We start from the raw sequence: 25737 nt of genomic DNA on the forward strand, positions 1-25737 counted from the left end.
CCCTCAGGCAATCGAGACGATTGTCCTCGGGGCGGCAGACGAGCCGCAAAAACTGGAAAGGTTCGGATGGCACGCGATCTGGTGCGCTTGAGCGATGTGGCAAAGGCGGCGGGGGTGTCGCAGGGCACGGCGTCGAACGTGTTCAGCCGGCCGGACCTGGTGCGACCGGAGGTGCGCGAGCGGGTGCACCAGACGGCCCGCGACCTCGGCTATGCCGGACCCGATCCGCGCGGCCGGCTGCTGCGCGCCGGCAAATCCAACGCCATCGGCGTCGCCACCGCGGAGCCGCTTTCCTACTTCTTCGAAGATCCGTTTGCCCGCGTACTGATGCAAGGCATCTCGGAGGCCTGCGATGCGCGCGGCGCCGGCCTGGCGCTGGTGTCGGCCCGCAACAGCGAGCGGCTCAGCTGGAATATCCAGAGCGCGCTGGTCGACGGATTCGTGCTGCTCTGCATCGAGAATGGCGAAAAGCTGGTGGAGCTGACGCGCGAGCGGCAGCTGCCCTTCGTGGCGCTGGCGCTCGGCAAGCCCGACGACACTATCTCGGCCATCGGCGTCGACGACTATGCCGGGGCGCAGATGGCCGCCCGGCATCTGGCGCAGCTCGGCCACCGCCGCTTCGGCATTCTCGGGCTCGAGCTCGACGACGCGCATGAGGGGCCGGTCGGCAGCGCCGCAATCGCCGCCGCCACCTACTCCACCTCGCGCGACCGCGCCTATGGCTATTTCGAGGAGCTGGCGCTCTACGGCATCGACCGCGAGACCATCCCAATCTACGAAACCCGCAGCACCGCCGAGAGCGTCAGGCGCGGGCTCGACTACATCCTCACGGCTGGCGAGCGGCCTACCGCCATTCTGGCGATGTCGGACCGCGTCGCCATGTTCGCGCTCGAAATCCTCGCCGAGCGCGGCCTCAGCGTCCCCGACGACATCTCGATCGTCGGTTTCGACGGCGTGCCGGAAGCCGCCACCGTCAACCCGCCGCTGACCACTGTGGTGCAGCCGATCGCCGAAATCGGCCGCCGGGCGGTCAAGACCATCCTCGAGCACGATGGCGGAGTGCACCGCGAAAGCCTGCCGCTCGAGCTGCTGGTGCGAAACAGTACCGCAGGCCCAAGCGCGCGATCGTGACTTGATCCGGGGGACGTGAATGCCCAGATTCTGGCTATGCGGATTTTGCTCGCCACCGTCGCGGCTATTGCCCTCAGCTCGGGGGCGCTAGCCTATTGCCCTCCGGTGCCCGATGTCGCCAAGGACGGGTACCAGGGCAACGACTTGCAACGCACGCTGTGCCTGCAGAACGAGCTGGCGCAATCGGCCCAGGATCGCGCCATCCGGAGCGAGATTGATGCAACGCTGTCGAAACTGCAGCGCGACCTGCAGCAGCAGAAAATGCTGCAGCAGCAACTGCAAACCGAGCTGATGCGGACCAAGCCGAGCTATTTGCCTTAGGGCGTGGAGACACTACTCGCCGCCGGGTGCGGGCTGCCCCCCACCCCTGTCCCCTCCCTGCAAGGGGGAGGGTGACCAAAACACTGGCCTCGCAGTCTGCGTCTCCCTCCCCCTTGCGGGCAGGGATTAAGGGTGGGGGTCCACAGCCACCAGCGGTAGCGGCACGAGCCCGAGCTACTCCGCCGCCGCCCGCGAAAATTCCTCCAGCGCGGCCAACTCGTCGCCCATGCGGTCCGGCCGGTACGGGCGCAGCGGCGCTTTGGCGACCTGGTTGCGTCCACTCTGCTTGGCCTTGTAGAGCGCCTGGTCGGCGGCCTGCAGCAGGTCGGTGACGCTCTGCGAGGTGTGCGGCACCGAGGCAACGCCGAACGAGGCCGAGATATCGGTGCCGTGCGTGTTGCTCAGCTCCTCGATCCTGAGCCGCAGCAGTTCCGCCTTGTCGGCGGCCCGCTCCAGCGGGCAATCGGGCAGGATCACCACCAGTTCCTCGCCGCCGAAACGGCAAACGATATCGGTCTCGCGCAGCGAGCCGGTCAGCGTCAGCGCGGCATCGCGCAGCACCTGGTCGCCAAAGCTGTGGCCATGCTCGTCATTGAGCCGCTTGAAGTGATCGAGATCGACCATGATCAGCGAAATCTCACGGTTCTCGCGCTCGGCCAGCCGGACGAAGCGCTGCAGGCAGTCTTCCATGTAGCGGCGGTTGTAGAGCCCGGTCAGCGGGTCACGCAGCGCCTGGTTCCGGAGCTTTTCGCGCAATGCCATGTTGGCGAGCGCCAGACTCATGCCATCGGCCAGGGCCGAACCCAGCGCGGTGATGTGTTCCAGCCGCTGCTCGGCGCTGACGCCGGAAGCGAACAGCTGCAGCAGCCCGACGATTTCGCCCCGCGCGATCATCGGGATTTCGAGCGAGGTCTCGTTGCCGACATGGTGGCTGCAGCACAGCTTGGCGGAATCGGCGCGGTTGAGGTGCGGCTTGCCGCGCTTCACCGCCCAGCAGGCGGTGGGGTTGATGGTTTCGGGCAGCGCGTCGTTCTCCGAACGCCCCCAGGTGGTCGAGAGCACCAACCGGTCGCGGGAATTGTTGAACACATAGAGCGCCCCCGAGAAGCCGGGCACCAGCTCCATCGCCGTCGCCTTCAGCACGGCATTGGCGTCGGCATGGTCCGAAGCGCTCTGCAGCACGTCCGCCATCTCGAACAACCGCCCCACCTGCTGGCGCGCCCTGTCGGCCGCCTCCACCGCCGCGGCGCGGCCATCGGCCTCGGTGGCCGAAGACCGGAAAGCATAGAGCAGGCCGAGGATGGCGAGCAGGCCCGCTCCCAGCTGCATCACCAGCACCAGCATGGTACCGGCCTGGATACGGACATCGTGCGTGCGTACCCTGAGGTCAGTATCGCCGAGCACCCGGCCGACGCCAGCACCGATGGCCGTTACGGTCTCGCCGGTACGGCGGCTCGCCAACAGGTCGAGCCCGGCTTGCCGGTTGCCGGAAGTCGCGAGGTCGATCGCTTCGTTCCAGTTGTTGACCAGCCCGGCGACAAGTTCGCGCAGGCGCTGTGGTTCGGCCGATGGCGAGGCCGCGATCGGGCTTACCACATCGAAGATCGCAGCATCGGCGCTGCTCAAGCGCTCGACCTGGGACAGGTAGGTGCGCAGCGCACCCGCTTCCCCGGTGAGGAAGTGCATGATGTCGGCATCGGCGTCGGCCACGGCCTGGGACATGGCGCGCAACTGGTCGGCCTCGCCCCTGAGCTCGGTCATGGCGCGCTGCTGGCCACCGACATGCATGAACCCGGCGATCGCCGTCACCACCAGCGTGACCACCAGCGCAACGGTGGCGAGCGACAGCAGGCGCGAACGAGCCCGCACCGGCAGCGGCTTGGGCTCAGTCACAGCGGTGAGGCCGGCGAACATCGGATTGGAAAGCCCCCAGGCTCCTCGATTGGGGGCATAATGCCAAAGATCGGCATTGCTGCGTTCGGCCATCGGGAGAAGCGCTTAGCGGGCGATGAAACGGTGTGGTGAAGACGGAGGCAAGCAAATCGCTAAAAATGCGTCCGCGCCCCACCCGTTCGACAGTCCCGCGGGAATCTGGCTCGATTCGCATGAACCCATGTCGAAACCCGGCGGCGGCGTTCGATTAGCTCACGACCCCAAGCCAGCGCACCATCGCAAGCGGAGAACCACCATGCTCTACATCTGCCTCGTCCATTTCGACGACAAGGAAGTGTTCCGCCGGATGAGTGAAACGGAAAAGCGCGAGCTCGACATCGCCTCGACCGGCTATGACCGCGAGCTCGAAGCCAGCGGCAACCTGATCCGGGCGCAGGCGCTGCAGGCGCCCGAGAGTGCAGTGCTGGTGCGGGTGCGGGACGGCAGGATCTCGGTGACCGACGGCCCGTTCCTCGAGACCAAGGAGCAGCTGGGTGGCTTCATCCTGATCGAGGCGCGTGACCTCAACGACGCGATCCGCATTGCCGGCGGCATTCCGCTGGCCCAGCACGGCACCATCGAGGTACGACCGATCTACCAGGTGCCGAAACACCAGGACGCGGCCAGATGAGCAGCCGCGCCCTGCAGTTCGAATCGGCGTTACGGCCGGACGGCAGTGACTTCGATCTCGACCAGCCAGCCAGGGCTGACAAGGCCGGCGACGGTCATCACCGAGCGGGCCGGCAGGTTGGGCTGCGCCTCGGTGCCGAAGAACTTGGTGTAGCCCTTCATGAAACCCTCGAAATCGAGCTTGCCGTCCGGAGCCACGAGATAGGCCTGCATCTTGACCACATCGCCGAGCCCGAGACCGAGATCGGCCAGGGTCTTCTCGATCGATTGCAGGACGCTGGTGGTCTGGGTCTCCATGTCGCCATAGGCGGCAGGGGTGGCCCGATCGGCGCTCTCGTCAACGACGCTCGGAACGGCGCCGCTCAGATAGATGGTGGTCTTGCCAGCCGGAATTTCGACGGCGCGGGCGATCGGGAAATTGGAGTTGGGGTTGGTGTGGCGGATCACATCCTCCGCCAGCACCGGGCCGGCTACGAGGATGGCGAGGCCGAGGGCCAGGGCAAATGTCTTGGTGCTGAGGAGTCTGGTCATGCTGGTCTTCCCAATAGATGGAGATACAGGTCCCAAAGGGACGCACCGTCCGGACAGAGCCCGGACGGCGGGGTCACCGCGCGCTTAGCGCGCGTCGGTCACTTCCTCGACCGTCACCGGCTCGGCGAAGTCATTGCCGAAACTGGTGCGGATATAGGCGACGACGTCGGCGATCTGCTGGTCGTCAAGCACGGAGCCGAGCGCCGGCATCGCCTTCTGGCCGTGGATGATCAGGTAGATCGGGTAGCCGGCAGATTCGAGGTTGGCGTTATTGGCGAGCGCCGGGTACTTGCCGGCGCCCACCGCGCCCTGCCCCTCAGGCATGTGGCAGCCGGCGCAGATAGCCTTGTAGATGTTCTCGCCGCCGGTCTGGGTCAGCTTGCTGGGCGAGGCGAACATGGCCGCGTCCTGCGCCATGGCCGGTGCCGTCAAGAACAGGGCGAGGGCCGCCGCCGCGGCAATCGTGAGCTTTGTCATGTCAAAGTCCTTTCTGAAACGGCGGTCAGGCGGCGGTCACATGCGCATGCAGGCGCTTGATCGCATCGATGGCGGAGAGGATGGCGCCTTCCTGCCAGGCCGGCAGGTAGGAGATGTGCTCGCCCGCCATCAGGGTGCGGCCATCCATTGCCGCGGCGGTGGCATACTGGTTCTCTTTGTCGGCCCAGATGCCGAAGCAGCCCAGCACCCACGGCACCCGGTGCCAGGTGACGGCCACGCCGTTGGAGAACTCCTCGGTGTATTGCGGATGGATCTGCGCCCCATATTCGACGGCCTTCTTCACCCGATCCTCGGGCGACATGGCGTTGAACTGGTAGGCCGTGGCGCCCCACGAATAGCCGCCCAGCAGCACGCCCGGACCATCGCTGAAATAGTTGGTGGAGGGGTAGGAGATCAGCGAGATCGGCAGGTTGGTGTAGGTGATACCGCCATAGATGCGCTCGTCCTGCTCCCAGAAGCGGCGCTTGAACTCGAGGCCGAACTTCACCGAACCGGCATAGGACATCGAGTCGATGACCGCGGTCATCTCGCCCGACAGGTTGTGCTCGATCTGGCCGAGGATGGAGAACGGGATGGTGCAGATGCAGTAGTCGGCGCTCGCCGTCTCAGCGCCCTCGCCGCTCTGGCTGTCGACATAGGTCACCGTCACGCTGGTATCCGACTGGTCGATCTTGGTGACCTTGGCGTTGTAGGTGATGAGATCGCCGACTTCCTTCTCGAACCCCTTGGCGATCATGTCCATGCCGCCGACCGGCTGGAAGATGGTCGACTGGTGCTCGATGCTGTCGCCGTCGACGAGGTGCTGCCAGACGCGCGACTGCAGCACGTCGGAAAGCGTCATCGGCTCGGACGGCACCGGCGCGCCATCGACGCCGCCGCCCGGCTCCTTGGCCCAGCCGCGGAACTCCGAGGTGTCGTTGCTCTTCACGTAGGCATAGTTCTCGTCGAGCACGCCCCAGGTCTTCAGCGACTCCAAGAGGAGCTTGGCATCATCGGCGCTGACCGTTTCGTCGAGGGCGTTCTGGTTGACCACCTTGGCGAGCAGTTCCGAGACATGACCGCGATAGTCGGTCAACGCCTCGCGGAAGCGGACGGGCTTGCCCCCGAAGGCGTCGGTGCGGTGCAGGTAGGCGTTGAAATTGGTCTGGATGAAGGGCTCGAGCTTGACGCCGAAGCGCTTGCAATAGTCGAGCACGCCATAGTGGTGGTGCGGGATGCGCCACGGGCCCGGGTTGATGTAGTTGCCTTCGGCGAACTTCACCTCCTGCTCGAAGCCACCCAGCTCGACATATTTGTCGCCGCCGCGCAGCGTCCAGCAGCGGCCGCCGGCCTTCTCGCGATACTCCAGCACCTGAACCTTGTAGCCGACGGCACGCAGCTCGAGCGCCGCGGTCATGCCGGCAAGACCGGCGCCCAGGATCAGCACCGAAGCGCCCTTGGGGTCGCCTTCCAGCTTCACCGGGCCGTCATAGGTCGAGGCCTGGGCGAAGCCGAGCGTCGTCATGGCGTTGTACATCGCGACACTGCCGGCCACAGTACCGATCATCGCCAGCAGGTCGCGCCGGCTCATTCCAGACTTGAATTCAGTCATGATATTCCTCCGAAGGACGACGTTTCCTTCCGCTTCCCATTCGGTCAGGCCGTCACTTCGAGGCTAAGCTTGAGCATATGAGGCTGGCAACGTGATTACTCGCGACAATTCAATCTATAGATCGCCTAAGCTTTGGCACGAATTTGCTGAAAGGCCCGGGTTGCCAAGGGTTTTAGCCACGCTAAAGCCGACGCCGGCTGGCGGCGCGGAGGCATCAGACTTTCGTCTAGTCAGCATGTGGGTGCGTACCTCATGACCCGGCCAATCGACATCGAGGCGGTATGGCGCACCGAATCGCGCCGGGTGCTGGCGACGCTGATCCGGCTGCTCAGGGATTTCGACCGCGCCGAGGAAGCGCTCAACGACGCCTTCCTCGCTGCCGCCGAGCAATGGCCGCGCGACGGCATGCCGGCCAACCCGCGCGCCTGGCTGGTTTCGGCCGGCCGCTTCAAGGCGATCGACCGGCTGCGCCGCAAGGCGCGGTTCGACGTGGTCGCAGCCGAACTGGCGCTCGAAGAGGAGGCGCAGATGCCGCCCGAAGCCGAATCCATCGCCGATGACCAGCTGCGGCTGATCTTCGTCTGTTGCCACCCGCAGGTGCCCGCCGACGCGCGCATCGCCATGACGCTGCGCGAGACCTGCGGGCTCATGACCGAGGAGATCGCCGCCGCCTTCCTCGCCAAGCCCACCGCCATCGCCCAGCGCATCGTCAGGGCCAAGAACCGCATCCGTGAGCTCGAGCTGCCCTATGAGGTGCCCGAGCCGCAGGATCTGGCCGAGCGGCTCGATGCGGTGCTCCGCACCGTCTACCTGATCTTCAACGAAGGCTACGCCGCCAGCCATGGCGACAACCTGCTGCGGGCCGACCTCTGCGCCGAGGCGATCCGGCTCGGGCGGCTGCTGATTGCGCTGCTGCCCAACCCGGACGCCGAGGTCGAGGGGTTGCTGGCGCTGATGCTCCTGCAGCACTCGCGGCGCGACGCCCGCACCGATGCGGCCGGCGACCTGGTGCTGATCGCCGACCAGGACCGGCGGCTCTGGGACCGGGCCGAGATCGCCGAGGGCATTGCCCTGGTCAACCGGCTGATGGCGCGCCCCGAGCTCACCGCCTACGGCATCGAGGCCGCCATCGCCGCCCAGCACGCCATCGCCGCCTCGCCCGACGCCACCAACTGGGGCGAGATCGTAAAACTCTACGACCTGCTGCTGCGCGCCGATGCCTCGCCGATCGTCATGCTCAACCGCGCCGTCGCCATCGCCATGCGGGACGGGCCGGAAGCGGGGTTGAGCGAAATCGAGACCATACGCCAGGCTGGCGCACTCACCGAGTTCCGCTACCTGCACGCCGCCCGCGCCGACCTGCTGCGCCGGTTGGGCCGGACGGAGGAGGCCCGGGCAGCGTATGTGGCCGCACTGGAACTGACGCACCAGGCGGCGGAGCAGCGGTTTCTGGAGGGGCGGCTGCGGGCGCTGGGCTCCCCTGCGCCTTGAGGGGCAACCGCGCATCGCGGCAAGCAGCTGACGGGCCGGTGCGGAAAGAGCACCCCCACCCCTGTCCCCTCCCCGCAAGGGCAGGGCAATCGCATATGGGTTTTGGGCGGAGAACTTCGTTCTCCAATGGCCGAAGAGTGGATTGCGACCGTATCCGCTGTTCCGCTTTCGATTCTGTTTGGTTCTTGTTCCGATTCAGAGACCAGAGGACCGCCCTGGGCGACGTTCGCTCCGAAACAGAACCGGATTCTACCGGCAAAGTCATATGCGATTGCCCTGCCCGCAAGGGGGAGGGAGACGCTCTCGCTGACGCCAGTGTTTTGGTCTCCTCCCCCCTTGCGGGGGAGGGACAGGGTGGGGGTGCTCTTCCCGTACGGAACTATCGCTCCGACATAGCCGCCCCTTCACATAGGGAAGCGCTTTCGACCATCACCCGCGCGCCAGCTTGCCCCGCCCTTCCGGCAGCACGCGGTGCGGGGGCTGGGCGCCGTCGATGAAGGCGCGGATGTTGACGATCACCGTCTCGCCCATCTCGAGCCGCGCTTCGAGCGTGGCCGAGGCCATGTGGGCGGTGAGCACGACGCGGTTGTCGCGCGCCAGCTGCAGCAGCCGCGGATCGATGCCGTTGCGGCTCTCGAACACGTCGAGCGCGGCGCCCGAGAGGTGCCCGCTCTCGATCTCGGCGATCAGCGCCGCCTCGTCGACCAGTTCGGGCCGCGACACGTTGACGACGAAGGCATCCTGCCGCATCCGCCTCAGCCGTTCGGCGCTGAGGATGTGGTGGGTCGAGCGGCTGAGCGGGGTGTGCAGGGAGACGATATCGACCTCGCCGACCATCTCGTCGAGCTCAGCCCAATAGGTGGCGCCCAGCGCTTCCTCGACCTGTGGCGGCCGGCGGTGGCGGGAGAAATAGTGGATGTTGAGGCCGAAGCTGCGGGCCCGGTTGGCGACGGCGGTGCCGATCCGCCCCATGCCGACAATGCCGAGCGCCTTGCCGCGCAGCCGCCGCCCCAGCATCCAGGTCGGCGACCAGCCGGGCCACTCGCCGGTGGCGGGCAGCACCTGGGCGCCTTCGACCAGCCGGCGCGGCAACGCCAGCATCAGCATCACCGCCATGTCGGCGGTATCCTCGGTCAACACCGACGGGGTGTTGGTGACGGTCAGGCCCGCGGCATAGGCCGCTTCGATGTCGATATTGTCGAAACCGTTGCCGAACTGGGCGATCAGCTTCAGCTCCGGTGGCAGCCGGGCGATCAGCGCCGCATCGATCGGATCGTTGATCGAAGAGACCAGCACATCCTTGCCCTGAACGCCTTCGATAATGGCATCGGCGCTCAACACGCCATCGACCGGTTTCGAGGTCACCTCGAACAGCGTCGCCATGCGCGCCTCGATCTGTTCGGGCAGGCGTCGCGTCACGAAAATCTTGGGTCGGCTGAGGGTCAAATGAAGCGCTTTCAGCGACCATTAAGGTCTTTTGCATAAGTGTAGAAAAAAAGCACACCCCTGCAAAGTCATGTTCGGCAAAGTCAGCTCCATGCTCCTCACGAGGCGCTCCCACGGGCGGCAGATCAAGACGATTCTGCGCGCCGCACTCCTCACCGCGATCACCGCGGCCGGCCCCGTTATGCCGGCGCTGGCGACGGCCGCCGAAGGGCCGAGCGGCTTGCCGCTGCCGCGCTTCGTCACCACCCGCTCCAACCCGATCAACGTGCGGGTCGGACCGGGCACCAAATACGGCGTCGCCTGGGTCTATGTGAAAGCCGGCACGCCGGTCGAGATCATCCAGGAGTTCGACACCTGGCGCAAAATCCGCGATGCCGACGGTTCCGAAGGCTGGCTGCACCAGAACCTCTTGCAGGGCAAACGCGCCGGCCTCGTCGCCCCCGCCGCCGCCGAGCCGGTGGCGCTGCGCCGCGACCCCAATGACCAGGCCGGCGTGCGCGCCTGGCTGACCCCGAGCTTCCGCGTCGACATCAAGGAATGCGACGGCAAGTGGTGCAAGGTGATCGCCACCGCGCATCCGGTCAACGGCAGCCCGCAGAGCTTTGACGGCTGGGTACACCAGGGCGACCTGTGGGGCGTCTACAAGGACGAAGCCTTCGACTGAGGGGCGGTGCCTTCACACGATCCGGTGCGGGCTGCCCCCCCACCCTTAATCCCTCCCCGCAAGGGGGAGGGAGACGACAGTCTCGATATCGGTGAGCGTCTCCCTCCCCCTTGCGGGAGGGGACAGGGGTGGGGGTCAGCCCGCACCAGCCCAGCTACAGGAAACCCTAGCTCCGAACCTTCCGCACCCGGACCACCACGTCGACATGCGTGATGTCCATGCCGCGGGGCGGCTCGGGCAGGTTCTGGATGACGATGGACGAGGCCGGAATATCGATCACCCGCTGCTCGTCCTCGAGGTAGAAATGGTGATGGTCCGAGGTGTCGGTGTCGAAGTAGGAGCGCGACGCATCCACCGCCACTTCGCGCAGCAGGCCCGCTTCGCGGAACTGGTGCAGGCTGTTGTAGATGGTGGCGAGCGAGACGTTGACCCGTGCCGAGGCGGCTTCGGCATGCAGCTGCTCGGCGCTGACATGCCGATGCGCGCCGGCGAACAGCAGTTCGGCGAGGGCCACACGCTGACGTGTCGGCCGCAGGCCCGCCATGCGCAACACTGCCGTCAAGCACGGTCGGCGAGACGGAACGGTCCTTGCGGTGAGGCTGCGGTCGGTCATCTGGTCCTTGGCAACGAGGCGTATCAGCTTGCAGCTTATAACTTTCGCGCCTCTTCTGCACAAGCGGCGGTCGGTCGCGGCCGGCGCTCGCGACGGTGGGTCGCGGCGCGCACTTCCTTGGGCGCGCTTGACCCCCCGCCCCCCGCTCTCTAGTAACGGTCTCAACTGACCGACGGAGAAAGCCGGCCGATGACGGATCGGAAGAACGCCTACGGGTATGACGACCTGATCCGCAGCGGAACGGGGGAGCTGTTTGGCAAGGGCTATGCCCAGCTGCCCGCCCCGCCGATGCTGATGTTCAACCGCATCACCGAGATCAGCCGCGAAGGTGGCGCGTATGGCAAGGGCCTGGTGCGCGCCGAACTCGACGTGGACCCCAGCCTGTGGTTCTTCCAGTGCCACTTCATCGGTGACCCGGTGATGCCCGGGTGCCTCGGCGTCGACGCCGTCTGGCAGATGCTGGGGTTTTACCTGTGCTGGGACGGCTCGCCCGGCAAGGGTCGGGCACTCGGCTGCGGCGAGGTGAAATTTTCCGGCCAGATCACTAATGACGTCAAAATCGTCGAGTATGGCATCGACCTGAAGCGGGTGATGAAGTCCAAGCTCGTGCTCGGCATCGCCGACGGCTGGGTGAAGGCCGACGGCCAGATCATCTACGAGATGTCCGGCCTGCGCGTAGGCCTGTTCACCTAATGGTTTCTTGATTTGCGCGCTTTCGAAGCGGAAAAGTCGCACAACTTTTCCTGGAAGCGCGACGCCCGCCGCCGGACCTGAGCCGCGGCCATAGAGGAGGCAATATGAGGCGCGTTGTCGTCACCGGCATGGGGATCGTCTCCTCTATCGGAAACAATCTCGATGAAGTGATCGTGAGCCTCAAGGAGGCCAAGTCCGGCATTGTCTTCGCCGAGGACTACGCCAAGTACAACTTCCGCTGCCAGGTGCATGGCGCGCCCAAGCTCGATCCGTTCGCAGTGCTCGACCGTCGCACGACCCGCTTCATGGGCAAGGGCGCGGCGTGGAATTACATCGCCATGCAAGAGGCGATCGCCAATTCCGGGCTCGAAGAAAAAGACATCAAGAACCCGCGCACCGGCATCATCATGGGCTCGGGCGGCCCCTCCACCCCCACGCTGATCGAAGCGGCCGACATCACCCGCGAACGCGGCCCCAAGCGCATCGGGCCGCTGGCCGTACCCAAGGCGATGAGCTCGACCGCTTCGGCGACGCTGGCGACGCCGTTCGGGATCCAGGGCGTCAACTACTCGATCACCTCGGCCTGCGCGACCTCGAAGCACTGCATCGGCGCCGGCTACGAACAGATCCAGTGGGGCAAGCAGGACATCGTGTTCGCCGGCGGCCACGAGGATCTCGACTGGTCGCTCAGCAACCTGTTCGACGCCATGGGCGCCATGTCCACCGATTTCAACGCGACGCCCGAGAAGGCCTCGCGCGCCTATGATGCAAAGCGCGACGGCTTCGTCATCGCCGGCGGCGCCGGCGTCCTGGTGCTCGAAGAGTACGAACACGCCAAGGCGCGCGGCGCCACCATCCTCGCCGAACTGGTCGGCTATGGCGCGACCTCGGATGGCTACGACATGGTTGCCCCCTCGGGCGAAGGCGCCATCCGCTGCATGCGGCAGGCGCTGTCGACGGTGAAGGGCAAGGTCGACTACATCAACCCGCACGCCACCTCGACGCCGGTTGGCGATCTGAAGGAAATGGAAGCGATCCGCACGGTGTTCGGCAATGGCGAGAGCTGCCCGCCGATCTCGGCCACCAAATCGCTCACCGGCCACTCGCTCGGCGCCACGGGCGTGCAGGAATCGATCTACTGCATCCTGATGATGCGCGAGAAGTTCCTGTGCGAAAGCGCCAATATCGAGGAACTGGACCCGGTGTTCTCGGACATGCCGATCCTGAGGCAGCGCCGCGACAACGTCGATATCGGCATCGCGCTCAGCAACAGCTTTGGCTTCGGCGGGACGAACGCTACGCTGGTGTTCCAGCATCCGGACGCCTGATCCCGCGGGGGCTTCGTGCCCGCCTCACACCCCCTCCCAACCTCCCCCGTCCAGGGGGAGGTGCCGATCCAGTACTGGTCTTCGATCGTGCCACAAGCACCGGCAGACACCCTCCCCTCGACGGGGAGGGTTGGGGAGGGGTGCGCAGCGAGCTGGATGTAGCTGACGTTACCCCAGCATCTCCACCGCCAGCGCCAGCACGCGCTTGAACGCCGTCATATCGGTCAGTTCCTGCCCGACCGCCGCGTCACCCACCACCACGGCGCCGCCGCGGTTCACTACGCCGCCATGCAGCATCAGGTTGTCGATGAAGCCGAGATCCTCGATCAGGATATGATCGGGGCCGCGCGGCTTGCCCTCGGCATCGGCGTACCACTCGCCATTGAAGTGGTCGCGGGTGCGGGCGCCGTGGTCGGCCTTGACGTTGGTATAGGCGAAGGCGGGCTTGCCCTGGGCGCACATGAAGCCGAGCTCGAAACAGGTGCCGGTGTCCGCGGCGATGCCGCGGAACGGCGTCAGGTTGGCGATGATCGCATCGGCCGAGTGCATCAGCTTTTCATCGATGGCGCTGATCGCCAGCCCGAGCTCCCATTTGCTGTTGGTCGGCGGGAACTCGAGGTCGCCGGGCGACACCGGCACGAGACCCGCCTCGCGGGTCAGCGCAATCTTCAGGTCGAGGATTTCGCGGGCATTGGGCAGAAAGACTTCCGGGCCGGCGAGATAGACGGATTTGGGCATGATGGCTCGTTCAGATGGCGTCAGTGACTGGAATGGCCGGCTTGCGGGGCAGCCCCGCTGACCCCGAGGTCAGCTCCGCTGACCAGGTCGCCGCCGACAAAAGTCGCGGCGATGTTCGGCCGGCTGGCAGTGTAGAGGATTTGCTCAAGCCGTTCAGCCGGTTCGGCCCCGAACAGCCGGACTGTCCCCGCCTCCGCGGCGGGGTCGATGAGCAGCGCATCGAAGTGATAGCCGGGGCGGAACATGCCGACCGGCAGATCGAGCGCCTCGCCGCCACCTGCGGTGGCGAGGTGGAAGGCGGTGAGCATGTCGATGCGCGAGTTGGGGACGCCGCGCGTTTCACGTGAATCCCTCGCGTCGACCCCGTCCTCGAGCAGGCGGGAAGCCTGGGCGGTGGCGCGACAGGCCTCCAGCATCGAGCCGGAGGGCCCACCGGAAATATCGGTGCCGAGCCCGACATAGAGGCCCTTTTCCAGCGCCCGACGCAGCGGGAAGACGGCGTTGCCGAAATACATGTTGGAGAGGGCGCAATGCGCGACGCCGGCCCCAGCGGCGCGGACCATCGCCATATCGTCGTCGGTCAAAAACACCGAATGGGCCAGCACGGTCTTGCGGCCCAGCAGCCCGAAGCCGTCGAGCGCCGCGGTGTCGGTCTCGCCGTAGCGATCGAGCGCATAGCCATGCGCCCAGTCGCTCTCCGAACAATGGGTCTGCACGTGGCAACCGCACTCCGCCGCCAGCTTGCCGAGGCCGGCGAGCGCTGCGTCGGTGCAGGACGGAATGAAGCGCGGGGTGATCACCGGCAGCACCCGGTCATTGTCGGGCAGCGCCCGGATATGGTCGATGACCGCCCGGGTATCGGCGACCGCCAGCTCGGCCGAGGCGTCGCGGTAATAATCCGGGCAACTCGCCGGATCATCCATCACCACTTTGCCGACCAGCGCCCGCTGGCCCTGCTCGAGACAGATCTGCGCCAACAGCTCCGTGGCCTCGCGGTGCACGGTGGCGAAATAGAGCGCCGTGGTGGTGCCCGAGGCGAGGAGATCGGCGACCAGTGTTTCGTAGCGCTCCTGGGCGAACGCGAGGTCGGCGTATTGCGCCTCGAGCGGGAAGGTGTATTTGCCCAGCCAGACTTCCAGCGGCACGTCGAGCGCCATGCCGAGCTGCGGGTATTGCGGCGCGTGGATGTGGAGATCGACAAAGCCCGGCAGCATCAGCTGTCCGGCCGGCAGTTCGATGGTTCCCTCCGGCACACCGTCGGCGGCCCGGCCGACGCTGGTGATGGTGCCGTCGCTGCCGATGGTGATCACCGCATCGCGCAGCACCTCGAGCTCGCCGCGCACCGGCGCATGGACGAAGCTGCCACGGACGCTGCGCCCACGCAGCCCGCTCACCAGACCACCTTGTGCTGTTCGCCGGTCTGCACGTTGACGAAGCCTTCGGGCGCCAGTTCGCTCGGCGCCACCAGCACCCAGCGCCAGGGCGAGCAGGTGAGCGTCGCGAATTTCAGGAATTCCGGAAAGCCGGGCTTCCAGAGGTTGAGCGCCGAAGGCTTGTACATCCACTCGACCGCTTCGGCCGCGCGGTAGAAGGCCTGCATGTCGGCATCGAAGGCTTCGGCCGAACGCGCCGTCATCAGCCCGCCGATCTCGAAGCGCATCTCGGCGACCACTTCGCCCTTGTGCACCAGCACCCAGCCGCCATCGATCTCCTGCAGCCGGTTCACCGCCTTGGCCATCCCCGCGTCGGAGGAGCCGATGCACCAGACATTGTGGCTGTCATGCGCCACCGAGGAGGCAAGCGCGGTGTCGGGATCGGCCGGACCGCAGCCGGTCCAGAACATCTTCGCCACCGCGCCATCGCCGCGATAGCGGTCGACTAGCGCCCATTTGGTGATCAGCCGCTCGGTGTCGCGCTGCACCAGCCCATCGACCACCGGCAGCGCTTCGACCAGGAAATCCTCGTTCCAGTGGAATGGCCTGAGGATAGCCGCCTGCATGGTGTGGCGGCCCGGCTCGGCCCGGATGGCGAAATCCTCGGCGGCGAGGACGCGCCCGATGTTCATGGTCTTCCTCGCCCAGTCCGGCCAATCGATCGCGGCCAGCGGGCCGAGGAACTGCTTGCCCTCGGAGACCAGCTGGCCATCGGCGTAAACGTGCCGGATCGACAGTGTCTTGACGTCGTCGAGCAATACTATGTCGGCATAGCGTCCCGGTGAGATCGAGCCGACCCACTGGTCGATGCGCATGTGCCGCGCCGGGTTGATGGTGGCGCACTGGATGGCGATCTCGGGCGCGAGACCGTACTCGATGGCGTGCCGCACGTTGTAGTCGGCGGCGCCTTTCTCCAGCGTTTCGGAGGCCGAGCGGTCGTCGGTGGTGAAGGCGATGTTCGACCAATCGGTGAGCCGCTCGATCAGGCCCGGAAGTATGACGTCATAGGAGAACGGACGGAGCTCGGTGAAGATGCCGTGGCTCAGCCGTTCCCAGGCTTCCTCCAGCGCCCAGACCTCATGGTCGGACGAGATGCCGGCAGCGGCGAAAGCCGAGAGATCGTGCGGATCGATCAGGCCGGAGCCGTGCCCCTCGACCACGCCGCGCATCTCCATGGTGGCGCCGATCATGCCCCACATGCGGATGTAGCCGGGGTTTTCGGGGTTCCATACCGAGGGCCAATCCATCACCTCGTCGAGGCTGACGGTGCCCATGTCATGGGCGAGGAACTCGCGCTGCTCCTCGTAGCCATAATAGCCGCCCGACTCTTCCCAGGCGCTGGGCGGCACGGCCGAGCCGGGCTGGATGAAGATCTTCAGCGGCGAGCCAGCAAGGCGGGATTTCTGCCAGAACTCCTGGTTCTTGCCGCCGTTGACATTGGCGAACTCATGGCTCGCCTCGCAGGTCCAGGTATTGCCGCGCGGCAGCACCAGGGCCGCCTCGAACTCCGGGGTGATGTGGGTCGATTCGATGTGCTTATGCACTTCGCCGAAGCCCGGCACGGCGCTCAGGTTCGGGTAGCTCACCCGCGCTCCCACCTCACCCTTGTAGCTGCCGCGTGGGCCGACAAAGGCGATGCGCCGACCGGAGACGACGATCTCCTGGTCCTCCAGCCAATGCCGCGAATGCACCGAGAGCAGCCTGCCGACCTCGATCACCAGATCCGCCGGGCGTTTGGTCAGCGCCACCAGCGTCAGATGCTGACGAATGGAAACTTCGTCCTCGGCGTTGAGGATCAGGTCGTCGGGTAGGTGCATAGGCGGATTCCGGGTGGCGCAACCGCATTAGTAAAGCGGTTTACGAGATGGAGTGCAATGCGCCGCAGTGAGGGACGTACGGCAAAGCGGTGAGCAATCTCTGTCCAGCGCCGACGCTTGCTCGCGGCAGTGCATTTTGCCATAAGCTGCCGGCCTCGATCCCACGCAGCGAGGACAGCCGCGATGAGCCAGATTGCCATTTTCAGTGGTAGCTCTCATCCCGAACTCGCGGCTCAGATCTGCGCCGAACTCGGCGTGCCGTTGCTGCCCACGCGTGTGAAGCGCTTCTCCAATGACTGCATCGAAGTGCAGCTGCAGGCCAATTGCCGCGAGCAGGACGTGTTCCTGATCCAGACGCTGAGCGCGCCGGTGCAGGACCACCTGGTCGAACTGCTGCTGATGCTGGACGCGGCGCGCGGCGCTTCGGCGGCCCGCATCACCGCAGTGATCCCGCATTACGCCTATGCCCGCTCCGACAAGGAGGATGCGCCGCGCATCTCGATCGGCGGGCGCATGGTCGCCGACCTCTTGCAGACCGCCGGCGCCAACCGGGTGCTGACGATGACGCTGCACTCGCCGCAGGTGCATGGCTTCTTCAGCGTGCCGGTCGATCACCTGCACGCCTTGGGCGAACTTGCCGAGTACTTCCAGCGCTACGACATGGGCAATGCCGTCGTGGTGTCGCCGGACCTCGGCAACGCCAAGAACGCCGCGGCCTTCGCCAAGCGGCTCGGCGTGCCGGTGGCGGCGGGCGCCAAGGAGCGGATCAGCGACAGCGAAGTGCGGATCACCGCGATCATCGGCGAGGTCGAGGGGCGCGACGTCATCGTCCTCGACGACGAGATCGCCAGCGGCGGTTCGATGGTCGAGCTGCTGCGGCATTTGCGGCAGCACGGCGCCCGCTCGGTGCGCATCGCCTGCACGCACGGCATCTTCGCCAACGATGCGATCGGGCGGCTGGCGGCAGAGCCCGATGTGCTGGAGATCGTCTGCACCGACACCCTGCCGATCGCCGCGGCGCGCCGCCACCCCAAACTGACCGTGCTGTCGATCGCCCCGGCGCTGGCCGAGGCGATGCGCCGGATCAACAGCGGCGAATCGGTCAGCACGCTGTTCCACGCCGAGCAATCGACGCCGACAGTGACGCGGCTTCGGGCTTAGGCGGGCGCGAGCCACCCTTCCTGCGGGTGGCTGACCCCAAACGTCCCTCCTCACCGGTGTCATCCCAGCGAAAGCTGGGACCCAACTATCAGCTGGTGCGGGCGGTGAGATGGGTCCCAGCTTTCGCTGGGATGACATCGAGTCTGGTGATGCTGCAGTGGCCAATTGCTACCGCAGGGGGGATAGAAGCAGACCTAGCTTAAGCCGCCAGATCGGCGACGACTGCATCCAGCACCGGCCAGCCTTTGTCGGTGACCCGGATAAAACCGTTGGGCAGGGTTTCGACGAAGCCGATCGAGCGCAGCTCGTTGATCTGGCGTTCGGAAATGGCGCGGCCGGAGATCTTCTGGAAGCGGCGCGGGTCGATGCCTTCGCGCAGCCGCAGCCCCATGACCAGCAGTTCGTCGCCTTCTTCTTCCCAGGTCAGGATATCGTCGGTGACCATGCCGTGGCCGCGCGCCTGCACGCGCTTCTGCCAGTCGAACGGCATTTTCTCGGTCGCCGTGGCGTGGCGCTGGTTGTTGATCAAGAGCCGCCCATGCGCACCGGGCCCGACGCCGACATATTCGCCGTAGCGCCAGTAGATCAGGTTGTGGCGGCTCTCCTGGCCAGGGCGGGCGTGGTTGGAGATTTCATAGGCCGGCAGACCCGCCTGCTGGGTCAGCTCCTGCGTCATCTCGTAGAAGTCGGCGCTCAGGTCCTCGTCCGGCATCTTCAGCTTGCCGGCGCGGAACAGGTCGTAATAGCGCGTGCCCATCTCGATGGTCAGCTGATACAGCGAGACGTGCCCGGCTTCCGCCAGCCACAGCGCTTCGGTCAACTCATCCTGCCATTCGTCCAGCGTCTGGCGCGGGCGGGAATAGATCAGATCGAAGCTCGAGCGCGGGAAGATCGACTGCGCCAGGCGCACCGCGGCGATGGCTTCATCGACCGAGTGCCGGCGGCCGAGTTCGGCCAGCGGCCCCTCGCGCAGCGATTGCACGCCGAGCGAGACGCGGTTGACGCCAGCCGAGCGATAGCCGCGAAAGCGGTCGGCTTCAACCGAGGTCGGGTTGGCTTCGAGGGTGATTTCCGCCCGCGGGTCGATCACCCAGTGCCGGGCGATGGCATCGATGATGCCCTCGACCGAGCGCGGATCCATCAGTGAGGGCGTACCGCCGCCAAAAAAGATCGACTGCACGGTGCGGCCCGGCGTCTGCTTGGCGAAGTGCGCCAGCTCGGCAGCGTAGGATTCGACATAGGTCTGTTCGTCGAACTCACCGCGGTGCACATGCGAGTTGAAATCGCAGTACGGGCACTTAGCGGCGCAGAACGGCCAATGCACGTATACCCCGAACAGGCCGTTGGAGCGCGGATCGACGGAGTTGTGGCCGAACGTTTCAGTGCTCAACGCCACCTCCCAGTGCATCGTCGACGAAGCAGGCGAAGGCGCGGGCCCGATGCGACAGACCGACCTTGCCCGGGGCCCAGGAGTGCTTGGCCTCGGACGGCATCTCGCCGAAGGTGATGTCGTAGCCGTCGGGCATGAACACCGGATCGAAGCCAAAGCCCTTGTCGCCGCGCGGCGGCCAGACCAGCGTGCCCTCCGCCTTGCCCACGTAGATCACCTCACGCCCATCGGGGTGGGCGAGGCAGAGCGTAGCGTTGAAAGCGCCGCGGCGCTCACCTGGCGTGGTGGCGCCGACGGCCTGCAGCGCATCTTCGACGCGGCGCATGCCGACCATGTAGTCGCGCCCGCCATGCGCCGAGGAGCCGGCCCAGTTGGCGGTGTAGACGCCGGGCTGGCCGCCGATGGCATCGACCGACAGGCCGGAATCGTCGGCCAGCGCGATAGTGTTGGCAGCGGCCGCGGCGGCATGCGCCTTGATCCGGGCGTTCTCGATGAAGGTGGTGCCGGTCTCTTCCGGCTCGGGCAGGCCGAGCTCGCCGGCCGAAACCAGGTCGAGCCCGAACGGCGCCAGGAGTTCCTTGAACTCGGCGAGCTTGCCCGCATTGTGGGTCGCCAGCACCAGCCGGTCGCCGCGCCGCAATGTGAGCTTGTCTGCCATTATGCGGTCTTTCCTTGTGGCATGACCTTTGTTCGAAAACCGTTGCCGCTTTTCGGGGTCATGCCAATGCCGCCTGCTGCATGGTGGTGAGCTCGCCGATCCCCTGCTCGGCCAGCCGCATCAGGCTGTCGAGCTCATCGCGGCTGAACGGCACCTGTTCGGCGGTGCCCTGGATCTCGACGAACTTGCCGGTGCCGGTCATGACGAAATTGGCATCGGTGTGCGCTTCGACATCCTCGAGATAATCGAGATCGAGCACCGGGGTGCCGCGGTAGATGCCGCAGGAAATAGCGGCGACCGAATCGCGCAGCACCGGGCCCTTGGTGAGGCCACGGGCTTCGAGCCACTTGATGGCATCGGCCAGCGCCACATAGGCGCCGGTGATCGAGGCGGTGCGGGTGCCGCCATCGGCCTCGAGCACGTCGCAATCGAGAGTGATCTGGTTCTCGCCCAGCGCCTGCATGTCGACCACGGCGCGGAGCGAGCGGCCGATCAGGCGCTGGATTTCCTGGGTGCGGCCGGATTGCTTGCCCTGCGCGGCTTCGCGCTTGGTGCGCGAGCCGGTGGCGCGCGGCAGCATGCCGTATTCGGCGGTGACCCAGCCCATGCCGGAGCTGCGGCGCCAGGAGGGGAGCGTGGTTTCGACCGAAGCGGTGACGAACACCTTGGTCGAACCGAAACTGACGAGGCAGCTGCCTTCGGCCTTGGGAGCGACATTGCGTTCGAGCGTTACGGCCCGCATCTGGTCTGGCTGGCGTCCGGAGGGCCGCATATGGTCAAATCACTCGTTCTTGGAAAAAGCTGTTAACCGCCTCTTAACCCTGACCGCCCCCTCGAACAAGCAGCGCTAGCTTGGCGGCACAAGCCTTTCCGCCTAAATGGTGAACATGGCCGATCGCACAAAAGCCCCCGAAGACGTGCTCGCGGTGCTCAACGCCCGCAGCCAGGACATCTTTCGCAAGCTGGTGGAGCGCTATCTCGACACCGGCACGCCGGTGGCGTCGCGCGACCTGGCGCGCATGCTGAGCGTGGGCTTAAGCCCCGCGTCGGTGCGTAATGTGATGGCCGATCTCGAGGATCTGGGGCTGATCGCCTCGCCACATACCTCGGCCGGCCGGCTGCCGACGCAGCAGGGGCTGCGCTTCTTCGTCGACGCCATGCTGGAAGTGGGCGCGGTGAACGAGGACGAAAAGGCGGCAATCGCCAAGCAGATCCAGGGTCCGGCGGTGCACGGCCAGATCGAGGATCTGCTGACCGAGGCGAGCCAGCTGCTCAGCGGGCTCAGCCACGGCGCCGGGGTGGTGATCGCGCAGAAATCCGACCTGGTGCTGAAGCATATCGAGTTCATCCGGCTCGATGCCGAGCGCGCCATGGTGGTGCTGGTGGGCGAGGATGGCTCGGTCGAGAACCGCGTGCTGCCGCTGCCGCCGGGACTGACGGCGAGCGCCCTGACGCAGGCCTCGAACTACCTGGCGCATTTTGCGGTGGGGAAGACCTTGAACGAGACGCGGAAGGCCCTGCAGACGCAGCGCGAAGCCACCGTGCATGAGCTCGACGAACTGACGCACAAGCTGGTGGATGCGGGGCTCGCGACGCTTTCCGGCTCAGGCAGCGCCTCGCCGCCGACGGTGATCGTGCGCGGCCGGGCCAACCTCATCAACGACACCATGGCGTCGGAAGAGCTGAGCCGGGTGCGGCAACTGTTTGACGAGCTCGAGAGCCGCGACGGACTGATCGAGCTGCTCGGCGATACCGAGACGGCGCAAGGGGTGAAGATCTTCATCGGTTCGGAGAACAAGCTGTTCTCGCTCTCGGGTTCGTCGGTGATCCTCTCGCCTTATAAGGACGCCAACCAGAAGGTGGTGGGGGTGCTCGGCGTCATCGGGCCGACCCGGCTCAACTACGCCCGCATCGTGCCGGTGGTCGATTACACCGCCAATGTTGTTTCGGCGATGATGGCCAGAAAGAGCTGAGCGCAGGGGCTGAGGCCGGACACGGAACCTTTCCTAGGCTTGAATCTTATCGCTCATTGGCCGATATGCGGGGCAAACGCGATCAGCGACAAAATCCAAGGTCCCAATGAACGACGATACGAACAAGCCCGAGGACGACAAGGCCGCTCCCACCGCGACCGAGACCCAGGCCACCAAGCCAGACGAGAAGACTGCCGACGCGGCAACGACGCCCGATCCGATCGAGGCCCTCAAGGCCGAGAACCAGGACATGCGCGACAAGTTGCTGCGCACCATCGCCGAGATGGAAAACCTGCGCAAACGCACCGAGCGCGAGATCTCCGACACCCGGTCCTATGCCATCGCCGGCTTTGCCCGCGACATGCTGACCGCTACCGATTCGCTTTCCCGCGCCTTGATGGTGCTGCCAGCCGAGGCGCGCGACAGCTCCGATGCGACCACCCGGTCGCTGATCGAGGGCATCGAGATGACCGAGCGCGAGATGCAGCGGCTGCTCGCCAAGCACGGCGTCAAGCCGATCGAGGCGGAAGGCCAGAAGTTCGACCCGCACAAGCACCAGGCGATGTTCGAGGTCCCCGACCCGTCGCGCCCGGAAGGCACCGTGGTGCAGGTAGTGCAGGCCGGCTTCGCCATCGGCGACCGCGTGCTGCGTCCGGCCATGGTCGGTGTGGCCAAGGGCGGCGGCGCCAATGGCGCCCCGGCCGAGGGCACGATCGACAAGAGCGTCTGATTTCACCTTACCGGTGATGTCGAAAAGGGCGCTCCGGCGCCCTTTTTCTTTGCCCACCACTTCTGCCCCCCGACTTCTTGTCCGACGACGGAGGACCGCGATGGACAGCCTCTACGACGATGCCGAGCTCTACGACCTCGTGGCGCCACCGGACGCTGCGATGGAGCGCTTCTACGTCGAGGCGGCGGGTGGGCCTGGACAGCGTGTGCTGGAGCTCGCCTGCGGCTCTGGCCGCTTCACCGCGCCGCTGGCGGCGAGCGGGGCGCTGGTGATCGGCGGCGATCTCGCCGAACCCATGCTGGCACGAGCGCGGGCCGCCGTGGCGGAACGCGGCGCGTCGGCCGATCTCGTGCAACTCGACATGCGGGACTTCGTGCTCGGCCGGCACTTTGACGCCATCGTCATCGCCGCCAACTCACTGATGCATTTGCACAGCCGCGCCGATTTCGCGCGCGCCTGCTCGACCATCCGCCAGCACCTGGCGCCCGGCGGCCGGCTGCTGTTCGACGTGTTTGTGCCGAGTGCGCGGCTGCTCAGCCTGCCGGCCGGCCAGCGCGAGCTGCTCGGGGTGTTCCAGCATCCGCAGCTGGGCGAGGTCAGCATCGAGGAAACCATCAGCTACGATCCAATCACCCAGGTGAGCCGGGCCGACTGGTACTGGTCCACCGCCGAGCGCCGGGATTTTCGCCACACCCCGCTGGAGCTGCGGCAGATCTTTCCGCAGGAACTGCCACTGCTGCTGGAAGCGGTGGATTGCGGCTGGTGGAGCGGTTCGGCGATTTCGACCGCACCCCGCTGACGGCGGCGAGCCATCGGCAGGTTTGTATCTGTTCGGCAATGGTGTGAACGCTGGCGGCGCCCCATCACCCGGCGCTGCCCGCCGACCTCTCCCCCCAAGGGAGGGGTGATCCAGAGCTAGTTCGCCGCCGAAACCACCAGGTCAGGGCAGGTCGTGACGTCGTATTTGGCGCCGGGCTTGCCCATCTCATCGACGACGCGGCTGTCATAGGCGTCGCGCAGCGCGGTGATCGCCACGTCGTCGTTGCCTTCGGCTTCCAGCATCATGTCGGCGCGGGCGGCGAGGTCGTCGGACCAGGCGCCGTACTCGTCGCCTTCGGCGTCGTTGCCCGAATCATAGGCGTCGGTGGAGAGCCAGTAGAAGGCGCTGCCGCACCAGAGCAGCCGGTCGGCGGCGGCCGAGGGCTCGCCCGCCGCGGCCGGCAGGGCCAGCAGCCCGATCAGCAATCCCCCAAGCGCAGCCCGCAGCATATTGTCCTCAGGCCAATCTCTTCCTCAAGCGATATCGCCGGCGACGATCCGCTTGACCCCGGCGGCGTTCATATCGGCCCAGGCCTGGGCCAGCGACCCCGAGGTATCGATGGCGCGGCAGGCGTCCTCGATCACGTAGGTCTCAAAGCCCGCATTGGCCGAATCGACTGCCGTCCAGTTGACGCAGAAATCGGTGGCGAGGCCAGCGATGAACAGCCGCTTGAATTTTCGCTCGCGCAAGTAGCCTTCGAGCCCGGTCTTGGTCCTGCGGTCGGCCTCCTGGAAGCCGGAATAGGAATCGACCACTTCGTGGTAGCCCTTGCGGATCACCAGCTGGGTGTGCGGCAGCTCGATATCGGTCGAGAATTCCGCGCCATGCGTATCCCAGACGCAGTGGTCGGGCCACAGCACCTGCGGGCCATAGGGCAATTCCATGATCTCGAACGGGGTGGCGCCGGCATGACTCGAGGCGAACGAGATGTGGCCGCGCGGATGCCAGTCCTGGGTCATGGCGACGTTTTCGAAACGCCGGCCGAGCCGGTTTATCGGGATGATGATCTCGTCGCCGCCGGCAACGGCAAGCTTGCCGCCGGGGAGAAAATCATATTGCAGGTCGACCACGAGGAAGAGGTCGTCGGAACGGGGCGTGAGGGCCATGCGGGTCTTATCTATCTCATTGGCCGATGAGGGCCGAACAATCCTGAAATGAATAGGCGGCGCCATCGCTGGCCCTGCCAGTGCCGTTGACGACGCGACCGATGGAGTCTTCGAGGTCGCCCCGGTAGTCGGCCAGCGCGTCGTCGGTGTAGCCGGCCTCGAGGTAGATCGGGATAGCGCGCTGCAGCAGCAAGGCCCCGCCATCGGCATAGACCTTGGCGGAGGCGAGCTTTTCCGGCGTGGCATCAGCCGGCGCGTCGCGGGTCATCAGTTCGAAGGCGGTGCCGCACCACATGTCCATCTGCGCCTCGGCCGGCACTTCCTGCGCCAGCGCGGCGACGGGGAGCAGCGGGACCGCGAGCAGCGGGGCGATGACAAGGAACCTCAGCACAGTCGTGTTCCCTTGGGCGGTAACGAGAGTTGGGCGGCAACGAGAGGCGGCAACGAGCGCTTCTTAGACCATAACCGGGGCTGCAACGACAAGCCGCGTCGGCGCTCCGCCGCACCCGGCGGCGGCTGGTGAGATTTCTCTAACCATGGCGATAGCCAGCCTTTGAGACATAATAGACTAAATTGCTAAGTGAGGCTCGGGCGCCGCTTCCGTGCGCCTGGGTTTCGGTGATCGCGGGGTCGAACCGGAAGTTCCCCCGAGCATGCCGACCCCGCATTTTCTGGGGGTTCCATTGAAATTGTCGATCCTGGGTGGCGCTGCTGCCCTGCTGCTGGTGCTGCCGGGCGCCGCACTGGCCGAAGACCTGACCTTCACCTTGACCAACAATTCGTCCTATGCGGTCAAGAGCCTGTTCACCTCGCCGGCCGATGTCGAAACCTGGGAGGAGGACGTGTTCGCCGACAAGTACCTGCCGGCCGGCAACTTCGTCGATGTCACCATCGGCGATGGCCGCGAGCAATGCGTCTACGACATGAAGTTCATACTGGAGGACGATTCCGAGTTCATCGAACCGGCGGTCGACCTCTGCGAGCTGGGTGAATACACCCTCAGCGACGCGACCTGACGGCATTCGGCCGGGCGCAGTGGTGC

The 25737-nt window shown here is 66.0% G+C and carries 27 protein-coding genes; 12 read left to right on the plus strand and 15 right to left on the minus strand.

The features are described from left to right. Positions 1-66: 66 nt before the first annotated feature. Both ASC68_RS02735 and ASC68_RS02740 read left to right on the plus strand, forming a co-directional pair. A complete protein-coding gene (locus ASC68_RS02735; RefSeq protein WP_055874378.1) occupies positions 67-1131 on the plus strand; it encodes a LacI family DNA-binding transcriptional regulator in 1065 nt (354 codons plus the stop codon). A 36-nt stretch (positions 1132-1167) separates the two neighbouring features. Continuing rightward, positions 1168-1452: a hypothetical protein gene (locus ASC68_RS02740; protein ID WP_055874381.1), complete on the plus strand. Its 285-nt coding sequence runs from the start codon at positions 1168-1170 to the stop codon at positions 1450-1452. 174 nt (positions 1453-1626) lie between these two features. Here the strand turns inward: ASC68_RS02740 and ASC68_RS02745 are convergent, their stop codons facing one another. Next, positions 1627-3438, minus strand: coding sequence for a GGDEF domain-containing protein (locus tag ASC68_RS02745; protein WP_082527843.1), 1812 nt, complete (start codon positions 3436-3438; stop codon positions 1627-1629). Between the two features lie 202 nt (positions 3439-3640). On the opposite strand from ASC68_RS02745, the gene ASC68_RS02750 reads away from it, so the two are divergent. Beyond that, positions 3641-4015 carry a YciI family protein gene (locus ASC68_RS02750; protein ID WP_055874387.1) on the plus strand — a complete coding sequence of 125 codons (375 nt, stop codon included), beginning with the start codon at positions 3641-3643 and terminating at the stop codon, positions 4013-4015. A 29-nt stretch (positions 4016-4044) separates the two neighbouring features. Here the strand turns inward: ASC68_RS02750 and ASC68_RS02755 are convergent, their stop codons facing one another. From ASC68_RS02755 to ASC68_RS02765, 3 genes are all read right to left on the minus strand, one after another. Further along, complete coding sequence (locus ASC68_RS02755; protein WP_055874390.1) at positions 4045-4545, minus strand: RidA family protein; 501 nt, start codon at positions 4543-4545, stop codon at positions 4045-4047. 84 nt (positions 4546-4629) lie between these two features. Further along, the gene (locus ASC68_RS02760; protein WP_055874393.1) at positions 4630-5022 is read right to left on the minus strand and encodes a cytochrome c; all 393 of its coding nucleotides are present in this window, start codon (positions 5020-5022) and stop codon (positions 4630-4632) included. A gap of 25 nt (positions 5023-5047) precedes the next feature. Then, positions 5048-6634, minus strand: a complete 1587-nt coding sequence (locus ASC68_RS02765) for a flavin monoamine oxidase family protein (protein WP_248310475.1) — start codon at positions 6632-6634, stop codon at positions 5048-5050. Between the two features lie 252 nt (positions 6635-6886). Between ASC68_RS02765 and ASC68_RS02770 the strand changes: the two genes are divergently transcribed. Further along, a complete protein-coding gene (locus tag ASC68_RS02770; RefSeq protein WP_055874399.1) occupies positions 6887-8125 on the plus strand; it encodes an RNA polymerase sigma factor in 1239 nt (412 codons plus the stop codon). A gap of 429 nt (positions 8126-8554) precedes the next feature. On the opposite strand, the gene ASC68_RS02775 is transcribed toward ASC68_RS02770, so the two are convergent. Continuing rightward, positions 8555-9508, minus strand: a complete 954-nt coding sequence (locus tag ASC68_RS02775) for a D-glycerate dehydrogenase (protein ID WP_082527921.1) — start codon at positions 9506-9508, stop codon at positions 8555-8557. A 154-nt stretch (positions 9509-9662) separates the two neighbouring features. Between ASC68_RS02775 and ASC68_RS02780 the strand changes: the two genes are divergently transcribed. After that, positions 9663-10235: an SH3 domain-containing protein gene (locus ASC68_RS02780; protein WP_082527922.1), complete on the plus strand. Its 573-nt coding sequence runs from the start codon at positions 9663-9665 to the stop codon at positions 10233-10235. 166 nt (positions 10236-10401) lie between these two features. Here the strand turns inward: ASC68_RS02780 and irrA are convergent, their stop codons facing one another. Further along, positions 10402-10848: an iron response transcriptional regulator IrrA gene (irrA, locus tag ASC68_RS02785; RefSeq protein WP_082527844.1), complete on the minus strand. Its 447-nt coding sequence runs from the start codon at positions 10846-10848 to the stop codon at positions 10402-10404. A gap of 189 nt (positions 10849-11037) precedes the next feature. Between irrA and fabA the strand changes: the two genes are divergently transcribed. After that, positions 11038-11541, plus strand: a complete 504-nt coding sequence (gene fabA / locus ASC68_RS02790; protein WP_055874410.1) for a 3-hydroxyacyl-[acyl-carrier-protein] dehydratase FabA — start codon at positions 11038-11040, stop codon at positions 11539-11541. A 104-nt stretch (positions 11542-11645) separates the two neighbouring features. Continuing rightward, positions 11646-12869, plus strand: coding sequence for a beta-ketoacyl-ACP synthase I (gene fabB / locus ASC68_RS02795; RefSeq protein WP_055874414.1), 1224 nt, complete (start codon positions 11646-11648; stop codon positions 12867-12869). Positions 12870-13037: 168 nt separating this feature from the next. Here the strand turns inward: fabB and ASC68_RS02800 are convergent, their stop codons facing one another. From ASC68_RS02800 to ASC68_RS02810, 3 genes are read right to left on the minus strand one after another with little or no spacing between them, the layout of a single operon-like run. After that, positions 13038-13607, minus strand: a complete 570-nt coding sequence (locus ASC68_RS02800; protein ID WP_055874418.1) for a nucleoside 2-deoxyribosyltransferase — start codon at positions 13605-13607, stop codon at positions 13038-13040. A gap of 20 nt (positions 13608-13627) precedes the next feature. Beyond that, positions 13628-15001 (minus strand): guanine deaminase, encoded by a 1374-nt coding sequence (gene guaD, locus ASC68_RS02805; protein ID WP_248310476.1) that lies wholly within the window; start codon positions 14999-15001, stop codon positions 13628-13630. Then, positions 14998-16857: an adenine deaminase C-terminal domain-containing protein gene (locus ASC68_RS02810; RefSeq protein ID WP_055874421.1), complete on the minus strand. Its 1860-nt coding sequence runs from the start codon at positions 16855-16857 to the stop codon at positions 14998-15000. The genes guaD and ASC68_RS02810 overlap by 4 nt, the downstream gene beginning before the upstream one ends. Positions 16858-17040: 183 nt before the next feature. On the opposite strand from ASC68_RS02810, the gene ASC68_RS02815 reads away from it, so the two are divergent. Then, positions 17041-18018, plus strand: a complete 978-nt coding sequence (locus ASC68_RS02815; protein WP_055874424.1) for a ribose-phosphate pyrophosphokinase — start codon at positions 17041-17043, stop codon at positions 18016-18018. A gap of 199 nt (positions 18019-18217) precedes the next feature. Here the strand turns inward: ASC68_RS02815 and hemW are convergent, their stop codons facing one another. Genes hemW through rph form a run of 3 tightly spaced genes read right to left on the minus strand, consistent with a single transcriptional unit; the run spans position 18218 to position 20838 of the window. Continuing rightward, positions 18218-19408, minus strand: coding sequence for a radical SAM family heme chaperone HemW (gene hemW, locus ASC68_RS02820; protein WP_248310477.1), 1191 nt, complete (start codon positions 19406-19408; stop codon positions 18218-18220). Continuing rightward, positions 19398-20066, minus strand: a complete 669-nt coding sequence (locus ASC68_RS02825; RefSeq protein WP_055874431.1) for a non-canonical purine NTP pyrophosphatase — start codon at positions 20064-20066, stop codon at positions 19398-19400. The genes hemW and ASC68_RS02825 overlap by 11 nt, the downstream gene beginning before the upstream one ends. 58 nt (positions 20067-20124) lie before the next feature. Continuing rightward, positions 20125-20838, minus strand: coding sequence for a ribonuclease PH (gene rph / locus ASC68_RS02830; protein WP_055874434.1), 714 nt, complete (start codon positions 20836-20838; stop codon positions 20125-20127). Between the two features lie 115 nt (positions 20839-20953). Between rph and hrcA the strand changes: the two genes are divergently transcribed. The 3 genes from hrcA to ASC68_RS02845 all read left to right on the plus strand — a co-directional run bounded on the left by hrcA (position 20954) and on the right by ASC68_RS02845 (position 23568). After that, positions 20954-22039 (plus strand): heat-inducible transcriptional repressor HrcA, encoded by a 1086-nt coding sequence (hrcA, locus tag ASC68_RS02835; RefSeq protein ID WP_055875946.1) that lies wholly within the window; start codon positions 20954-20956, stop codon positions 22037-22039. A 106-nt stretch (positions 22040-22145) separates the two neighbouring features. After that, complete coding sequence (gene grpE / locus ASC68_RS02840; protein ID WP_055874437.1) at positions 22146-22769, plus strand: nucleotide exchange factor GrpE; 624 nt, start codon at positions 22146-22148, stop codon at positions 22767-22769. A 100-nt stretch (positions 22770-22869) separates the two neighbouring features. Beyond that, positions 22870-23568 carry a class I SAM-dependent methyltransferase gene (locus ASC68_RS02845; protein ID WP_055874440.1) on the plus strand — a complete coding sequence of 233 codons (699 nt, stop codon included), beginning with the start codon at positions 22870-22872 and terminating at the stop codon, positions 23566-23568. Positions 23569-23684: 116 nt separating this feature from the next. On the opposite strand, the gene ASC68_RS02850 is transcribed toward ASC68_RS02845, so the two are convergent. Genes ASC68_RS02850 through ASC68_RS02860 form a run of 3 tightly spaced genes read right to left on the minus strand, consistent with a single transcriptional unit; the run spans position 23685 to position 25086 of the window. Continuing rightward, entirely contained in the window at positions 23685-24038 is a 354-nt protein-coding gene (locus tag ASC68_RS02850; protein ID WP_055874443.1) for a hypothetical protein, read from the minus strand. Between the two features lie 24 nt (positions 24039-24062). Next, entirely contained in the window at positions 24063-24695 is a 633-nt protein-coding gene (pncA, locus tag ASC68_RS02855) for a bifunctional nicotinamidase/pyrazinamidase (RefSeq protein WP_055874445.1), read from the minus strand. A gap of 16 nt (positions 24696-24711) precedes the next feature. After that, positions 24712-25086 carry a hypothetical protein gene (locus ASC68_RS02860; protein ID WP_055874448.1) on the minus strand — a complete coding sequence of 125 codons (375 nt, stop codon included), beginning with the start codon at positions 25084-25086 and terminating at the stop codon, positions 24712-24714. A 292-nt stretch (positions 25087-25378) separates the two neighbouring features. Between ASC68_RS02860 and ASC68_RS02865 the strand changes: the two genes are divergently transcribed. Beyond that, entirely contained in the window at positions 25379-25711 is a 333-nt protein-coding gene (locus ASC68_RS02865; RefSeq protein WP_055874450.1) for a hypothetical protein, read from the plus strand. Positions 25712-25737: the final 26 nt, after the last annotated feature.

The organism is Devosia sp. Root105 (assembly GCF_001424865.1).
In the GTDB taxonomy this organism is placed as follows: domain Bacteria; phylum Pseudomonadota; class Alphaproteobacteria; order Rhizobiales; family Devosiaceae; genus Devosia_A.

Coding starts and splice junctions, on each gene's coding strand:
- ASC68_RS02740 (WP_055874381.1), top strand. CDS start 1,168: ATGCGGATTTTGCTCGCCACCGTCGCGGCTATTGCCCTCAGCTCGGGG.
- ASC68_RS02780 (WP_082527922.1), top strand. CDS start 9,663: ATGCTCCTCACGAGGCGCTCCCACGGGCGGCAGATCAAGACGATTCTG.
- ASC68_RS02735 (WP_055874378.1), top strand. CDS start 67: ATGGCACGCGATCTGGTGCGCTTGAGCGATGTGGCAAAGGCGGCGGGG.
- hrcA (WP_055875946.1), top strand. CDS start 20,954: ATGGCCGATCGCACAAAAGCCCCCGAAGACGTGCTCGCGGTGCTCAAC.
- ASC68_RS02850 (WP_055874443.1), bottom strand. CDS start 24,038: ATGCTGCGGGCTGCGCTTGGGGGATTGCTGATCGGGCTGCTGGCCCTG.
- irrA (WP_082527844.1), bottom strand. CDS start 10,848: ATGACCGACCGCAGCCTCACCGCAAGGACCGTTCCGTCTCGCCGACCG.
- ASC68_RS02745 (WP_082527843.1), bottom strand. CDS start 3,438: ATGGCCGAACGCAGCAATGCCGATCTTTGGCATTATGCCCCCAATCGA.
- ASC68_RS02770 (WP_055874399.1), top strand. CDS start 6,887: ATGACCCGGCCAATCGACATCGAGGCGGTATGGCGCACCGAATCGCGC.
- fabB (WP_055874414.1), top strand. CDS start 11,646: ATGAGGCGCGTTGTCGTCACCGGCATGGGGATCGTCTCCTCTATCGGA.
- ASC68_RS02815 (WP_055874424.1), top strand. CDS start 17,041: ATGAGCCAGATTGCCATTTTCAGTGGTAGCTCTCATCCCGAACTCGCG.
- ASC68_RS02760 (WP_055874393.1), bottom strand. CDS start 5,022: ATGACAAAGCTCACGATTGCCGCGGCGGCGGCCCTCGCCCTGTTCTTG.
- fabA (WP_055874410.1), top strand. CDS start 11,038: ATGACGGATCGGAAGAACGCCTACGGGTATGACGACCTGATCCGCAGC.
- ASC68_RS02775 (WP_082527921.1), bottom strand. CDS start 9,508: ATGGCGACGCTGTTCGAGGTGACCTCGAAACCGGTCGATGGCGTGTTG.
- ASC68_RS02825 (WP_055874431.1), bottom strand. CDS start 20,066: ATGGCAGACAAGCTCACATTGCGGCGCGGCGACCGGCTGGTGCTGGCG.
- pncA (WP_055874445.1), bottom strand. CDS start 24,695: ATGGCCCTCACGCCCCGTTCCGACGACCTCTTCCTCGTGGTCGACCTG.
- ASC68_RS02810 (WP_055874421.1), bottom strand. CDS start 16,857: ATGCACCTACCCGACGACCTGATCCTCAACGCCGAGGACGAAGTTTCC.
- ASC68_RS02765 (WP_248310475.1), bottom strand. CDS start 6,634: ATGACTGAATTCAAGTCTGGAATGAGCCGGCGCGACCTGCTGGCGATG.
- ASC68_RS02800 (WP_055874418.1), bottom strand. CDS start 13,607: ATGCCCAAATCCGTCTATCTCGCCGGCCCGGAAGTCTTTCTGCCCAAT.
- rph (WP_055874434.1), bottom strand. CDS start 20,838: ATGCGGCCCTCCGGACGCCAGCCAGACCAGATGCGGGCCGTAACGCTC.
- ASC68_RS02750 (WP_055874387.1), top strand. CDS start 3,641: ATGCTCTACATCTGCCTCGTCCATTTCGACGACAAGGAAGTGTTCCGC.
- ASC68_RS02845 (WP_055874440.1), top strand. CDS start 22,870: ATGGACAGCCTCTACGACGATGCCGAGCTCTACGACCTCGTGGCGCCA.
- ASC68_RS02755 (WP_055874390.1), bottom strand. CDS start 4,545: ATGACCAGACTCCTCAGCACCAAGACATTTGCCCTGGCCCTCGGCCTC.
- grpE (WP_055874437.1), top strand. CDS start 22,146: ATGAACGACGATACGAACAAGCCCGAGGACGACAAGGCCGCTCCCACC.